This window comes from Xylocopilactobacillus apicola (assembly GCF_033095985.1).
In the GTDB taxonomy this organism is placed as follows: domain Bacteria; phylum Bacillota; class Bacilli; order Lactobacillales; family Lactobacillaceae; genus Xylocopilactobacillus; species Xylocopilactobacillus apicola.
Genome location: NZ_AP026802.1, coordinates 50,258 through 65,700, shown reverse-complemented (window position 1 = coordinate 65,700; position 15,443 = coordinate 50,258). Strand labels below are relative to the sequence as shown.

Below are 15,443 nucleotides of genomic sequence, written 5' to 3'. Positions count from 1 at the left end.
GATATTTTTAATCAGAATCCGGTACAAAATCGGTAATTATCTGTTTGGCATACTTTGCTGCATGCGATATTCCTACCCTTTTCAGATATTTTACGAGTTCGGTTTTACCTTTTTGAGCCATGATATATTCGAGTGCATCTGTTAACACAAAAAATTTCGAATATCCTAGATTTATCTCTTCATCTTCATAATCATCATCCGGATCTGGCTCCTCGCCTTCTGGGTATTCTTCTCCCAGATCAACATAATTATTCATTTTGTTAACAGAATAACTAATAAGGTTTTCCTTTTGCGTCGTCATAAAATCTTCGATCTCTTGGATTGTTAAATTAGCTTTATTTATTTTTTCTAGCGCAAAATTCAAGTCGAGATACTCATACTCCTGATCATCTTCACACATTTTTATTGGTACAATTTCTCTAATTTTCGTTAAAATCTCGTCGTACAAATCAGAAGATACTACTTGTTTCACATCTTGGTGATTCATTTTATGCTCCATCTCAATCTAGATTAATCCTAAAAAGTGATTCCCTTCCATTTCTGACTTACACTGGAATACATTTTTTTAGAGTCAAGCAACCATTTACCGTTAGAATTAATCATTATGTATCGATATTTAATCTTGCTGTCTTCAACTACTGGATGAGTCCAAATCGTCTCAACCTCAACTTTTTTAGGAGAGTTGACGGTCACATTTGTAATTTTCTCACAGTTCAGATCATATTCTGGCGGAAATCCAGCATTGGGGATTGGCAACCGCCCAAGATGTCGATCCTTGACTGTTAAATATGCGTCGTAAATGCTTTTTAATTTTTTTCCAGCTTCGACCCCATAATCTTCGATCCCAACTTCATTATACTTTTGTTCAGTTTCCACTTCCCAGATATTCATGTCTTGCATAAACGAATACAGCTGATTTTCCAATTCTCTTTTGTCTATTTGTTCCATTCCTTGTACTCATATGTTATTTCGTCAAAATCATAATCTATTTGAATGTGAAATGTTAAATCATCGGGAATAATTCTAATTTCGTCAGAAACCAATTCATCAAAATTGTATTTATCTGAAAGATCATTTAGGACCCGATAAGCGCCAAAAAACTTCCATTCTTCATCGATTAACAAATAATAAGGCTGACTATTTACCTTTGTTCGGATAAAATTCGCAACTTCTTTGTAATCAGAAGTATTTTCTTCGACATTTGCCAAGATTGGCTTATGCTTAATCTTTTCGATGATCAAGTCGGTATCTTCTAAACTAAGAAATCTATCAGTCTTGACAGCTTCATTTGTAAAGGTCTGAATTTTATTGAAATAGCGATCCTGATGAATCTTGACTTGCCCTCTTCGATAAAGCAATTCACGTTTATATTCTTTTTTCACAGATTATCTTTGACCCATTTATTTTCATAATCGCAGAAATAAATTTTTTCAGCGTATTGTTAGCGTCGATATTCATTTAATACCTCATTTAACTTGATTCGCAAACTGTCCGACCTTTATATGTCAGATCAAGCGCCTAACAGAATTCAATTCCCTTCAAGCGAGAATTCAAAATCGCCGATTTTATTTTTTCGCTGATCACAATTAGATTTGACTGTTCATTGCATCTAACAATATTAAAACCATCAGGTATATTATCTAATATTACTGTATATAAGAACATATAGACTGGATTGTGCGGATCAAAATTAGTCAACTCTTATTCGCTCTTATCCATATCGCAACAATCTATCTTTTTGATCGGATTTATCACACTGAAACCACTTAGAATTTCATTTTCATAACAAATTTCGGCATCAAAAAATTCAACTTCGGTTGGTACAGTTTGTTCAAGAACTACCCTAAGATCACGACTAACCAAATCAGGTCCAGTAGTGAATAACAAGTGGCACTTCTTGATTTTCTTAAAACTAGATTTATTCTTGGCTTGATATTTTAGAGTAAAATCAAGACCTTCGAGGCTAATACCTTCACTAAATAACGAAAAATCCGCTGATATATCATGAAGATAGTCAAGCATATTGTACGTGTTTCTTCCTATTAATATTATGTAATTCAATTTTTGCACCTACGCGCTCTCAATGTCTACCCGAAACTGTCATATCTTCGAAGGCCAAATCTCCAGATAGTGTTATACGCAATAAAGAATAAAATTGGAACCACGAAAAAAACGCCAATATTTTCAAGTGTAATACCACTAAAATAATCATCTCATTCCAATACTTTACGTGCATAAAGGAGCTTATTGGAACTATTGTCACAATATTTCTTCATGCGTTCTTTAAGCTTATCAGGGATCCCTCTTTTTCCATTATTCCATGTATCCGTAGCTTTCCATGCCTTTCCCAATTCAGAATGATCTCCAAAAAATTCTGCCACATTATTAAGAGCTGTGCAAAGCAGAGATACATACGTGTCGGGCATCTGCATTTCTTCAACCACGTTCATTAACATTAAAATCATTTGTATTTCAATGTCGTATTTATCAAAAGCATTGGGTTTACGTGCTTGCTTGTAAATATTATCAATTACTGCCTTTATATATATGAAAAAGTTTGAAAGCAAATACGGATATAATGGAGCTAATTCTAGTACTTTTTTTGCATCATCCTTTACATCCTCTATAGATGAATCTGAATATTCTTTATCAGGTGAGTTTTCAGCCTCTACAAATTTTTGTGTTAATTTCTTTACGTCTGATTCGCTTTTCGAATACTTTTTCTTTAAAAGATGATTCTGATTAACTATTTCTGAAAAAATAGAATGTACGTCATTAGTTTCAATTATGGTTATTCCCGTTTCAGGATCTTTATAAGGATTATCAACTACTTTTTCGTCCTCACCTTTATAACGGATAAAGTAAACATCCTGTTCATAACCAACAGAAGAATCAACCTTAACAGTGCGATTCCAGTCAACAGCAGAAAGAACATTGAGGTCTCCCAAGTCGTAACCAACCATGAGGATTGTGTATTCCTTTAATAAAAATGGTAACCTTGTTTGTCGATAGTCTCCTGGGCGTAACATTTTAGCATAATCCTCGTTAGTAATAACTATGCTTTCAGGATTCCAAATACTACCATGTAAATGAAAAACTGGAACAAGTCCTTTCGGTTGTGAAAAAATATTATTCGGATAAATCGACAATGCTCGACCATTCAGTAAACATTCTGCAATATGATCATAGTTAGTAGTAAGTATCCATGAACAATCCGTCTTAATAAGTACGTCTTTCCATTTCTTCTCTTCATTATTTTTGGGATATACAGAAACAACGTTAGCTATTATTTCTTTAAATTGAAAATCACTAGCCCTCACATAATCTTCATCTTGCTGATTCTTTTGTTTGTTACTCTGCTGAATTATTTCATTTGCTTCATTAAGAGCTTTGTTTGCAGCTTTATTGATCCTGCTCGCAACAAGTGGATAAGTTAAACCGGAATTCAGCAAATCGTCCTCAAGATCTAGTTTAATATCCAGTTTGTCACATGATCTATTTAAACGTTCTACAGACTGTTTCAGCAATTCAGCCCATGATAAGGCTCTATCACCAACAACAGCTTTTGAAAAACCTGATCCTAGAAATAAACCCAACATTCCTTGCTGAGATCTTTCGCAAATCTTTCCTATCACTTCTTCTCTATTTAAAACAAATTCTGAATTCATTTCAGAGCTTATCTCAGAACTAATTTCTTTACTCATTTGACTCCTTTTCCATTTTATTTTTTTATCAAAATTGGTTAAATCAGATTACTTTTAATTCAATGCCAAAACCCTTTTTATCATGTCGTGAATCTTAAGACAAAAATCGGAATTCTCAATTGGGTCTGGAACAACTAAAACATAATAAAAGATGTTATCAAAACTTAAGTTAATATCGTAAAGTTCAAAGTCTGATTTGCCTTCAAACTCAAAAAGCGAAGCAATTCCGTGAAGATTAACACGTTTTGCTTCGACACAAAAACGGCCCTCGCCTTCTAGATCCAGCTTAAGTGATGGTCCAACATCTCCTGATTTTTTTTGGAAACGATTATATTCAAAGTGATAATTAATATTTTGAGCCTCAACCTTCAACAACTCGAAAACTAACTCAATGGGTTTGGTTGTATAAAAGCCGTATAAAATTCCGGTTATATTTTTATAATTCCTTTACAGCCTGTTCTAATTGCTTAAGATAGTCCGCCTTACTCATTTGGATGAACATAAAATCCTCTGTTCCCCAAGCTTTTATAACTAAAAATTCCTGCTTGTTGTAATATATGAAAAAGCCGATATCTCCGTCAAAAGATTCAATGCACGTGGGAAGAACTGTATTTTTTAATACGTCCTCAGACAGAATAGATAGTTGATTGACTAGATTTTCCTCATTACAAAAAATGTTATCCTGATGATTTAATCTTAAAATTGCATCATCAAAGGATAACTTTAAACTATCTGCCAGCACTCTCACATCCGGATCACCAATAACTACATCTCCAAATTGAAAAAAGCATTCGGCAAACACATATTTATTATCAAAAGATGGGTTTATTTTTAAATGAACAAATTCGATCATGCGATTTAAGCACTTTGGACAAAGAAAAATCCAGCATCATTATTATCAACAATATTTTTTTTCAAGAAAAGATAGCCAATCGCATCCGAAAGATATAGAGCAGAACCATCATATGGTGGAAGATCCATGGAATAAACCTGGCATATAAAGCGATACTCGTCATTAAATATCTCGCTCCCCGAAAGACCATTTGGAATCTGGTCGGATATTAGAGAAAATGCTGGAAAATCATCATCCGAAATCTCAGTTTCTACTAAATTGACATCTTTGCTGTCAAACGCATTTGAATTATTTTGTATCGAGCTTTGATCACTAATTGTCACTTTGGTGTAGCCCTCGATATCTTCTAATTCTAAAGGATCCCCCGAAAAAGAAACGTCATCCAAAAAATAGTCATTCTCGTCATAAGTCGAAAATACAGATATAAATTTATTGCTTGGCAAATTAAGATCACTAACTTTGCTATTCAATTTATCAGTATCGATTGTAAACAACAGCGACAGATCTTTTCCAGCTGGATTTTTAGGCCATTCTCCTTGCAAAAACGCTCCGCCGCCAAATTTTATGCCACAATTTTCTTGCTTAGTTCCGTTGAAATCAAACTTGTGAACTTTCATCTTCAAATTCCTTAATTTATTTTTGATATTATTATAACAAAGCTCAACGACGTTGTCGCTTATTCACTAACCGGGCAAAACCAAGTTCCCTTCAATACAGCTAACAGCATTACCGCCTAATAGAATTTGGTCATCCTCGGTAAACTTAACTTCAACTCGTCCATCACGTCCAAGACATTTTCCTTGAGTTGCAAGGTAACTATTTTTATTGATCAGGTGATGTTCTTTAATTAAAACTGCAACACTACCATTGCCGCTGCCACAGACTGGATCTTCATCAACGCCTTCATTAGGTGCAAAAGAACGAACCTCAAAATCACTGAAATTATCATCAGTTGGACCAAAAACAGTCAGACCTGTAACGCCAGGCGCAATTAATTTAGATAACATGTTCATATTTGGCAATAGATTTGTGACCCGTTTAGCACTTGGAAGTTTTACTGTATCCCAAACAGCGCCAACATTAATTTGTTCAGCAATTTCGATCTCTGTCTCGTTGATGCCAAGAGCTTCGGCAAGTTGTTTTACCCGAGAAAAACTGATTTCTTTCTTAACTGGTTCAGGTAGCGTCAGAAACAACTGTTCGCCTTTTTGATAGATTTTCACAAGACCGCTGCCGCATTCTTGAACCACATAATCTTCGTGCTGCGGGCGAAGTCCACTTTCTAATACGGCATGAGCTGAGCCAATCGTCGGGTGGCCAGCAAAAGGCAATTCATTGTTAGGAGAAAAAATCCTTAGGCGATAATCGGCTTCTGGATTACTTGGAGAACAAACAAAAGTTGTCTCCGAAAGGTGAATCCAATTAGCGATTTGCTGCATTTGACTACTCGATAAATTATCGCCTTCCATCACCACTGCAACGGGATTTCCTTTATATGGAACTTTTGTAAATACATCGATCTCTTTAAATTTTACGTTTCCGTTTGGCAAAATGGGCCTCCTAATATTTCCCGTTAGGGCTTGATTTAAGTAAATTTCAAAAACTAAAAGTTGATTCAGCAAATCGTTGATGGATTTTCAACTCGTCAATTGAGATTTATCTTTTACCAGACATCGCAATTGGCTAATAAATTTAATCGTTATGTTTCGAACGGATTTGAGGTTTAAGCCTGATGGTTTTGGCATCGGTGAAAGTTTCTTCTTTAATCGGTTTGTGTAACTCACGAATTCTTTCTTCAGTTGAAGGTAACGTGTTCATCATCTTATTAAAGGCACTCTGTTCGCTCGCTTCATCATTGGCGATATAATAACGCATCAAGTTAATAGTAAATTCAGCACGATCTAAATCATTAAACGGAAGAACTAAATAATTTCCCGACTCAAAGGTTCCATATGCACTATTTGCTGCAATTAATGCTGTTCGTTTATTGCCATCCTGAAATGCTTGTAATTTTGATAATTTAGCGAACACCGTCCATGCATCGAATTCCTCTTGAGCAGAATGACGATATTGATTTACGATTTCATCAAGATCATTGCGAGTAATAACTTCTTTAGGAATGTATTTTAACTGGCTTTTCTCGTCAACAATGATTGCGATGCGATCCTCTTCATTGTACGTAGCATTTCTCAAATGTCCGGGCCAATTAGGCTGTTCGATTGAAGGCGAATCAAATTGCTTATTGATTGAGATAATTCCCTCGGAGGAAAAGCCCACTTCTTTGATAGCAGCGATTCCTTTCAAGGCATCGGAAAAAATGACAGGATCTTCACTATCTTGCGTCAATGGCTCTGTCGACTTTGAATCTAAAGCCTTTTTGGTTTGCAAAACTGTACTCCCGTACCCGTTTAAACTCCCCAACGAGGTAATAAATTTTGCTAAAGAAGTATTATCCAATTTACGTCTCTCCTTTTCTATAATTTGTATGAGTCTTTGACGAGATTTGTCTTTTGCCAGATATAATCTTAGCTAACTTGTAAATCAAATTTTCATGTCTTTAAGTGTGTCATCCTAGCAAAATTTGAAAATCTTATCTGTTATTTAAAATTAATTTTTCGTGAAGATTAACAAATTGATTAAGAGTTGTTAACATAATGTTATCTCATCTACCATGATGTAGAAGGAGATCCTGAGAGCGTACTCACAGAGTGCGCTCTTTGCTTTTTAGAATCGATCATTTACTTTTTACATAGTAAAATAAATTTTTATTCTAATTTCTTTGGTTTATATCATTAATAAAAAATATTGTTCTTTATTGTTCTTTCTTTCTATTAATTAATGCTTCTGCTTTAGATATTTGGTAATCATTTTCAATTGCCAAAACCATGACTTTTATAAACGCTTTCAGATCTTCCACATCAAATTCGGGATGCCTTTTGGAATAGTGGGCCTGATCATTACCGAGCCAAGAACTGGCCTTAGCTAATGTCTTTATTCTTTGATCTCCTAGTTTTTCTATTTTTTGGGAAAGCGAAGTGTTATAGTCGTTAACCCAATTCTCATCTTCATGTTGCACCTTTAATAAAAAATCTGAGACTAAAAACTCTAGCGATTTTCTATAAGCTATTCCTGCAACTTGATTTAATCCATTTGTTTCAGCAATTTGAGATTGCTTGTATATTTCACTAAATTCCGGATATTCTTTCTCAATATAACTATTAAGATCCTCTTGTTTAAAATCTTCTGCCGGTGCAGACTTGGCAACAGTATAATTTCCCTCCCATTCATTGTAAAATAAAAACCTGGCAGAAATATTTTTACAATTATAGCAAAAAGTTAAAGTTACTCCCGCAAAATCACTTATATTTATATCATCAATAATCGTGTTTATTAATTTTTGATCTCCTGTCATATTACAGTATCCGCAAATTGCGGGCTTTATTAAATCTATACTGCTTTTTTCAAAGTTTGATAAATCTTCCGTAAAAAAATAAGCATCGGTTTTTGACAATTTATTTATTCCTCCATACTATATCGCATCTATTCATTGAATAATTGAACCTTCTAGATTTAATTATTATAATTTATAAAGTTATTAAATCAAACGCCTCAACTCCTCGATAGATTGTCATCGAGATTAAGAAGATCTAATTGTATTCAAGTTCTTTCGTTATCCACATTTAAAATTTATTATCTAAAATCATATATGAGCAAAAATCATACAAGCTAATCCTATTATTGCCATTATAAAAAAGATTATTAAACTAACAATAAATATAGGATATTTTGAAAACGGATTCTTATTATTGCTCAATGAAATTGATCGATTGGACATTGTAGCAATAAATTGTAATAAACAAAATATCAAACATATCAATAAAATTCCTAATAATGAAATGGAAATAATTATTCTAGAAATACTTTGTTTCCCAGATACCTCTGTTAAAATGTTAGAAATACTTGAAAATCCACCAAACAGAGAAAAGATTAAAGCTGAAAATATACCCAATATTGCAATAAAATCTGTGTAAATAGTACTTTTAATACTTCTGATTTCATTCACTCCTTCTTTAGACTTTTCTAAATCAGAATTTAAAGTATCGATACTCTCTTTTATGCCTTCTTGCTCATTATCTAGATCTCTTAATTTGTGATAGCTATTATCTATAAAATCATCTAAACTCTTTTTTTGATCTCTAATTCTTAGCTCTTGAGATGATACGACTTTACTTACAGCTGTCATAACAGGATAAGTTTTGAAGCATATTTTTTTTAAAACAATAATATTAATATGATCCCTTACTTCTTTAACTCCGCCCAAATAACTTTCATTTGAATCATTTTGCATACTTAACCTAATATCAATGGCATCAGATAAATCATTGCTAAAATTCAACATAATTTTATCCGTTTCTTCATTACTTACATTACTTGCCCCATCTTGATAATCAACTGTATCAATTCTAGTTATAAAATTATCTATAGCTTCAAAACATATTGTTCGATAATGTTCAGGTTCTAAATAAAATTTAAAAAATTTTTTAAAAGATTCATTTTTTAATATTGAATCTAATCCAATATCTGAATTCTGATGTTTTACATATATATCATTTAATAGATTGTATATATAATTTGATTCTTCTTTCATGACTATTTCTCTCGTAAATTAAAGATATTTATTATCTTTCATGTTGAATTTAAGTTGCATATATAAATAAATTACACGTTTAAAATACTTAAAATTAAGGTCTTGTATCCCTTATAACCAACACCGACAATATTAAAAGCATCTGTATAAGAAATTCGATTTTGTTTTACTGCATTTTCAACATAGTGAAAAAACATCTTATCCATTCTAAAATTCAAATTATTCAGGTAATTCCCGCCGCCCTTGACTTTCTTAGCTTTTGGAAGGCTCTTAAAATAATCTTCTAATTCAACAATAATTTCTTCATATTCAGTTTTTGATATTTTTCCAAGATCTAACAATCTGCGAACAATGACAAATTTGCTGACAGGAAACAATTTATAAAGCGTCTCAATTTTGGAATCCGTTTTTAAAATTTCTGACTTCGGCATTAATATTTCAGCAGCAACTTTATTTACAAAAGCCTCTGTTTGATCGAAAGTATATAATTCAGTTTCCAACAAATTAAAAATTTCATCATCCCCAATAAACAAATGAACGAGCTCATGAATCAGGGTAAACAGTTGTCCACTTTTACTATCCTTTTGATTAATAAAAATAATCGGAGCTCTTTTATCACTAAGCACAAAACCTCTAAATTCATTAAGATCTAAATTTAAATGAGTATTGTCTTTTATCTTTCCGTTAAAAAACGCAAATACACCCATTTGATTGATCTTAGTTCTAAAGTATTTTAGTGGATTCTGGCCGATTTCTTTTTGATAGTTAATCGGAATTGAAAGTCTAGCTCTTATGTCTTTAACAACTTCTAAGTAATCGTCTTCAATTGAAAACTTGCCGATAAAATCTAAATTTGTATCAATCTCGCCTTTCAAAAAGTCTTGTTTTAACTGCATTTCTGAAACAGTGTTTCTTAATTCATTACTTAAACCATCAAGACTTTCAGAATTTAAAGTTCTAAATTTAAGCCTTCTCGGAGTTATTTCCATCGAATGCTGCAAAAGCAATAATCCCGTTGGAACATTAATTACTTTAGCAAGCTCAGATAGTTGATTAAACGTCGGTTTCTTACTTCCGTCTAAAAAACTGTCCAAATTTTGAGTTTTTGTCTGCAGTATTTCTTTTGGGATTCCAGAGTTTTCAACGTAATAGGACAGCACATCTGTGTTGATCTTAAGTCTTTCTACCATGAATCACTCCTCCTTATCTGCAAACTTTTTCATTCAGTTTAACCTAAAATCCTTTAAAATTAAACTTTGTTCCAAACATAAATCCGCTTATATTTTTCAAAATCATTTGCCGATAGACCTTGTAGTCCATCCGATCTAACGAAAACAAATATTCGAGCACCAAGTTTTCTTCAACGGTTTGAGTACTTCTGAGCTTTAACTTAGATAGCAGCCAATCTTTTCTTGGTGAAATAAACAAGTTAGGAATGAGGCAATTTATCTCCTCATAGTTATCCCAATCAGTAATACTGACGGGTGATAGAATTGCATTTTTCAACTAAATCTAAACCCGTTTTTAGTAAAACTTTGTACTTTTCATTAAACGAAAGTGAGCTGAGAAATGAAATATGACTGAACCTTGAAAAAATGGGAATTTCTTCAAATGTTTCATATTTGGCAAAAAGCGCTTGGAGATCGTCCAATCCTTCGGCTTTGATAAGATCGTTTATATTGCTAATCATTCATAAACCTTAGCCGCCTGAATGATGTCTGATAAAACTGACCAATTGATATCTTTCAAAACCGCTTGATCAGTATTCAGATGATATCCATCAAATTCTTCTTTAGAATTAACCATTTATGCTCCCAATAAATTTTGAGCAGATACCCCGTGATTATTTGAAATAGCTGGATTTGCACCAGCTTCCATTAATGCATCAATCACTGGCGACCCTTTACGGTTTCTCATAGCTGCCCGCCATAAAGGTGTATTACCCTCGTTATCCTGGATATCAATTTTTGCACCCGCATCAATCAAAATTTTTAAGCTTTCTGTTTGATCATTAATAGCTGCCAAATATAGCGTGTTAATCCTTGCAAATCTTTTGCATCAACATTGCATCCTAATTGATCAAATATTCAACCAATTCAGATTTTCCTTCAACTACTGCTGACATCATGAATGTCCGTCCATGCCAATCCACACTATCTAAACCAAACTCTGAAAGAAAATCTTTGATAAGTTCAAAATTTGGTTCATCAAGCAACTGATAAAGTTTGTGATCTTCAAAATATTCCATAACTTTTCCCCTTGTGTTCAAGTAAAGAAATTTCACTTTTTTTCACAAGTGTATCATAATTTGAAAAAAATTTATAAATACTGACGTGTGATTATTTCTAGATTTGTTACCATTTAGGGAGTAGTGTTTCGGAAAGTGGTGGAAAATGTTAAAAAAATTTATTGAAAAAATGATGAATAAAAAGGGATTAGCAATGGCTTTCTTTATTGCATTATTTTCAGCATTTCTCTTTCAAGGGAAAATAGTTTCAGCATTTACTGGAACTCCGTTACCTCAAATGCCAGGAGTTAGCACCGATCTTACTACGCAAATCGACGGCAAATATGCTTTTTCACCGGTGGTCAGCGCGCAAACAAGAATTGTTGCAACTCCGATCAGTAATTGTACGCTCCAACCTTACGATGCCAGTATGAACATTCCTAACATGCCCAATACGCCCGGAATTTATATGTTATATCCAACTGCTGGTTCAAATGGCAATATGCAAGCTAAGATAACTTATACTAACGTCGGATTTGATAATTTTGGTCATGCGATTGATGTCATTACAGAAGTCACAACGACAAATGCAACTAAATACGCATTTTTGATTCCCATTGGGGCAGTCGGAACTTCCAACACCGCGCCTGGTCAAATGAGCGCCAAAGTAAAATCAAGTTTTGTCCTTCACGGCACGGATACACCAGCAGTTGTTTCGGGCGGTCATATTACCATGGGTACGATTAATAATGTCAAAGTTGTCAGCTTTGATATTAATCAATTTATCAAAATTTATACCAGAAGCGACACGATTATCAAATACGCCCCTGGCTTAAATGGGCTAACTGATTTTTCTGCTGATACTTGGTCCATTACTGCACCATCACAGTTAACAGGAATTTTCGAAAATAAATCTGGTTTTCAATACGAATTTAAAACTACGCCTGATGCTTGGGGAATTTTAGGCAGCGGCTTTATCTTGGGTTCTTTGGCTAATATTGCAATGCCAGGTGCTAACAAAGCCGGAAATGATGAAAGTATCGACCCGCTTACAATTAACGCTCAAGCCTTGCCGCTCGGGACCCTCTCCGATTTCCAACCAACTCCGTTACTTGACCCGCCCTATCCAACGATTCACCCAAGTCAGGTCCGGCCTCTATATTCAATCACTCAAATTCTGACTTACCCTCAAAGTCCTGCAGATTATTTAAAAAAGTATCAGATCGAAGACGATCTTAATCCCGCCTGGCAGGTTAATCCACTCGACGTGGTAGTAACTGATGAGGACGGAAACGTTGTTACTAACAATTTCGATATTACCATTAATACTTTAAATCATTTGACTATTGCAGCCAAACCCACCGCTCTTTCAGACACCAATTTTTACGGTACTGCTGGCCATATTTTCACTTTTCTAATCAAAGGATGTGTCAACAAAAATAATTCAGCGACTTGGCAAGCTCAATGGCAGTCAACCGCTGATCCTCAAAGCTTTTATCTCGGCTACCCCAATAAAGCCACGTTAACTTATCAAGTTGGGACCAAACCTGCCACAACTAGTGAAACTAATAGCGCAAGCAATAAAATCTTAATTTTTCGGCCAACAGTCAAAACCGATCAGCCTAAATATAATGGAGATCATTCGGTTATTAGCGGAAAAGTAAATAACCGTTCAACTGGAGTTGTTGGTAATCCCGCGTACGTCGATTTTTATTTAACATACCGGTCCAAAACCGGAGTGACAAAAACAGTCCCTTGGAATTTACAAAATCCAACGACTGGGGTATTGAATCGTTTAATCACCAGTGCTTCAGGAGTTGACCAGAATTGGACCGCTCAACTACCAGATGACATGGGCTACAATCCTTCAGATACTTATAATCAAACGATCACGGTGACCATCAAAGATCAAGATGGGGTGAGTAATCAAACAACTTTTAATTTAGGGAGCTGGTGGGTTGTTGATAGTAACAACGTATTGACAATCTATCCGCATGAGCTGAATTTTGATGTAGATCGTGTTAATTACATTGGTGATGATGGAAAACCCACATCAGACTGGCCTTGGTATCGAAAAGATAGTCAGATCGTTAAAACGGTTATTTCTCCTGGAGTGACTGCCAAGAATTCACTATTTGGACTTTTCAGCCGAATGAGTGCAATGACCTCAATTGAGGGCCTTGCCCAGCTTGACACCAGTGAAGTGACCAACATGAGCTCAATGTTTTCGCAATGTTCGTCATTAACAGCGATAGACGTAACCAATTTTAATACAAGCAACGTAACAGATATGTCTAGCATGTTTGGCTACTGTAGTCAGCTGCCTAATCTAGATGTGACCCATTTTGATACCAGTAAAGTGGAAAATATGGCAGCGATGTTTAAGGAGTGCAATAACTTAACAAATATCGATGTGACCAAATTTGATACCAGCAAAGTAACAAATATGTCAGCAATGTTCACGAGCTGCAAGAAGATAACCAGTTTAGATGTGACCCACTTCAACACCAGTCTGGTAACAGATATGAGTTTAATGTTTTTCGAATGTAGCTCGTTACCAACAATAAATTTGAATAATTTCGTTACCAGTAATGTTTTGGATATGCGTTCGATGTTTGGTTTTAGTACTGGGCTAACAACACTTGATCTTAGGAATTTTGATACAAGCAAAGTTACCAGTATGTCAGGGATGTTCTACTACTGCCGGTCGATGACTGATCTCAAGCTGGATTCAGTGAAGTTTGACACGAGTCAGGTAACGGCAATGGATAATATGTTTAATCGCTGTACCGTACTGCCAAATATTGATGTCAGCTTTTTTAAGACAAAAAATGTGACGAATATGAATGGAATGTTTGGCGGCTGTGCCGAGATAACAAGGTTAGATGTAAGCGGCTTTGACACCGAAAAAGTGGGTAACTTTAATGCGATGTTCAGTGGGTGTAGTAAATTAACAAGCTTGGATTTAACCCAATTCAACACAAAGCGGGTGTACAGCAGCTATCGCAAAGGGATGCTGGCGAATACACCGAAGCTCTGGAAGATCACATTTGGACCGAATTTTATCCTTGAAGATTATGTCAGCAACGAGATGTTAGCAAACCCTACTGTCGAGGATGCGATCAATGATGTTGATAATCCGACACCGATTTACTATGTAACTAATCCTCAGTGGCGAGAAGTTGGAACAGGTTCACCGCACGAACCAAAAGGAAATGAGCTGACTGTAACCCAGATGATGAATGAATCAGCTGTAAGAAGCGATACAAGAACGTACGTGTGGGATCAGGTAGGGACTCAGACTTTAGAAGCGACTTCCAGAAGTATTGATTTTGGGACGCATGAGGGATATTTAAAGAATCAGGAGTATGTGAGTGATTCCCAGAATATAAAGAAAACCGACAACCGCAACAGCGATACCGCAAAGCAGTGGCATATTGAGGCAGCGGTAACGAAACCATTTACGCTGACAACAAATTCTACAAAGGTAATTAAGGGAGATCCGCTATACTATCACGATACAACAGCAGGGACAACAACGCATCTGACGTCAACAGGACAGACGATTTACAGTGGGACTAAAAGTGATAACAAGCCAGATACTAAGAATTATCCCTGGACGTTAAGCTTTAAATCAATTCCAAGTGATATTCCAACGGCTGGAAGTTATAATGGTCAAATTACTTTTACTTTAGTCAATAACACACCATAATGAAGAGGCTGTGACATAACTACCTCTCGAAAATAAAATAACGCTGATGAATTCGAAATCGTTCTTGATCTCGTTTTTTCATCAGCGTTTTTCTTTAAACTCAGACTATAATCGCATGGCTGACCGATTTTTGCGACTTATGCCACAGCCTTTTTTTAGATCCAAAAAAGACAATTTCAAAAATGCAAATTATTTAATAAAATTAGCCATTTTGAAACTGCTCTATGTTATACTTATCCTGTTTAAAGATGGGATTTTAATTTTATCTTTAAATAGGTTGTTCAAGCTAATTGAGAGTT

Annotated in this window: 19 protein-coding genes; 1 reads left to right on the top strand and 18 read right to left on the bottom strand. The window is 34.8% G+C overall.

What is annotated here, in order from left to right; translation table 11 throughout:
- Positions 1–7: 7 nt before the first annotated feature.
- The 18 genes from R8495_RS00380 to R8495_RS00305 form a co-directional block, all read right to left on the bottom strand.
- On the bottom strand, positions 8–487 hold the full coding sequence (locus R8495_RS00380; protein WP_317635590.1) for a hypothetical protein: 480 nt from the start codon (positions 485–487) through the stop codon (positions 8–10).
- 29 nt (positions 488–516) lie between these two features.
- A complete protein-coding gene (locus R8495_RS00375) occupies positions 517–948 on the bottom strand; it encodes an NTF2 fold immunity protein (RefSeq protein ID WP_317635589.1) in 432 nt (143 codons plus the stop codon).
- Positions 936–1,382, bottom strand: a complete 447-nt coding sequence (locus R8495_RS00370) for a hypothetical protein (RefSeq protein WP_317635588.1) — start codon at positions 1,380–1,382, stop codon at positions 936–938. Before R8495_RS00370 ends, R8495_RS00375 begins: the two co-directional genes overlap by 13 nt.
- Positions 1,383–1,701: 319 nt before the next feature.
- Positions 1,702–2,022, bottom strand: coding sequence for a hypothetical protein (locus R8495_RS00365; protein ID WP_317635587.1), 321 nt, complete (start codon positions 2,020–2,022; stop codon positions 1,702–1,704).
- A gap of 191 nt (positions 2,023–2,213) precedes the next feature.
- On the bottom strand, positions 2,214–3,704 hold the full coding sequence (locus R8495_RS00360; protein WP_317635586.1) for an SIR2 family NAD-dependent protein deacylase: 1,491 nt from the start codon (positions 3,702–3,704) through the stop codon (positions 2,214–2,216).
- 54 nt (positions 3,705–3,758) lie between these two features.
- Positions 3,759–4,079, bottom strand: a complete 321-nt coding sequence (locus tag R8495_RS00355; RefSeq protein ID WP_317635585.1) for a hypothetical protein — start codon at positions 4,077–4,079, stop codon at positions 3,759–3,761.
- A 61-nt stretch (positions 4,080–4,140) separates the two neighbouring features.
- A complete protein-coding gene (locus R8495_RS00350; RefSeq protein ID WP_317635584.1) occupies positions 4,141–4,557 on the bottom strand; it encodes a hypothetical protein in 417 nt (138 codons plus the stop codon).
- Between the two features lie 5 nt (positions 4,558–4,562).
- Entirely contained in the window at positions 4,563–5,174 is a 612-nt protein-coding gene (locus R8495_RS00345; protein WP_317635583.1) for a DUF1963 domain-containing protein, read from the bottom strand.
- Between the two features lie 66 nt (positions 5,175–5,240).
- Complete coding sequence (locus R8495_RS00340) at positions 5,241–6,107, bottom strand: PhzF family phenazine biosynthesis protein (RefSeq protein ID WP_317635582.1); 867 nt, start codon at positions 6,105–6,107, stop codon at positions 5,241–5,243.
- Between the two features lie 142 nt (positions 6,108–6,249).
- Complete coding sequence (locus R8495_RS00335) at positions 6,250–7,014, bottom strand: Fic family protein (protein ID WP_317635581.1); 765 nt, start codon at positions 7,012–7,014, stop codon at positions 6,250–6,252.
- A gap of 355 nt (positions 7,015–7,369) precedes the next feature.
- Positions 7,370–8,068, bottom strand: coding sequence for a DUF4145 domain-containing protein (locus R8495_RS00330; protein ID WP_317635580.1), 699 nt, complete (start codon positions 8,066–8,068; stop codon positions 7,370–7,372).
- Positions 8,069–8,257: 189 nt separating this feature from the next.
- Positions 8,258–9,205, bottom strand: a complete 948-nt coding sequence (locus R8495_RS00325) for a hypothetical protein (RefSeq protein ID WP_317635579.1) — start codon at positions 9,203–9,205, stop codon at positions 8,258–8,260.
- A gap of 71 nt (positions 9,206–9,276) precedes the next feature.
- Complete coding sequence (locus tag R8495_RS00320; protein ID WP_317635578.1) at positions 9,277–10,395, bottom strand: ImmA/IrrE family metallo-endopeptidase; 1,119 nt, start codon at positions 10,393–10,395, stop codon at positions 9,277–9,279.
- Positions 10,396–10,438: 43 nt separating this feature from the next.
- Positions 10,439–10,711 carry an Imm15 family immunity protein gene (locus R8495_RS00315; RefSeq protein WP_317635577.1) on the bottom strand — a complete coding sequence of 91 codons (273 nt, stop codon included), beginning with the start codon at positions 10,709–10,711 and terminating at the stop codon, positions 10,439–10,441.
- Positions 10,674–10,895 (bottom strand): Imm15 family immunity protein, encoded by a 222-nt coding sequence (locus tag R8495_RS11110; protein WP_425613248.1) that lies wholly within the window; start codon positions 10,893–10,895, stop codon positions 10,674–10,676. Before R8495_RS11110 ends, R8495_RS00315 begins: the two co-directional genes overlap by 38 nt.
- On the bottom strand, positions 10,892–11,011 hold the full coding sequence (locus tag R8495_RS11105) for a DUF7660 family protein (RefSeq protein ID WP_425613247.1): 120 nt from the start codon (positions 11,009–11,011) through the stop codon (positions 10,892–10,894). The genes R8495_RS11110 and R8495_RS11105 overlap by 4 nt, the downstream gene beginning before the upstream one ends.
- Positions 11,012–11,230, bottom strand: a complete 219-nt coding sequence (locus tag R8495_RS00310; protein WP_317635576.1) for an ankyrin repeat domain-containing protein — start codon at positions 11,228–11,230, stop codon at positions 11,012–11,014.
- Between the two features lie 46 nt (positions 11,231–11,276).
- A complete protein-coding gene (locus R8495_RS00305; protein WP_317635575.1) occupies positions 11,277–11,453 on the bottom strand; it encodes a hypothetical protein in 177 nt (58 codons plus the stop codon).
- A 145-nt stretch (positions 11,454–11,598) separates the two neighbouring features.
- Here R8495_RS00305 and R8495_RS00300 point away from each other — a divergent pair, with 145 nt between their 5' ends.
- Positions 11,599–15,144, top strand: a complete 3,546-nt coding sequence (locus R8495_RS00300) for a BspA family leucine-rich repeat surface protein (protein WP_317635574.1) — start codon at positions 11,599–11,601, stop codon at positions 15,142–15,144.
- Positions 15,145–15,443: the final 299 nt, after the last annotated feature.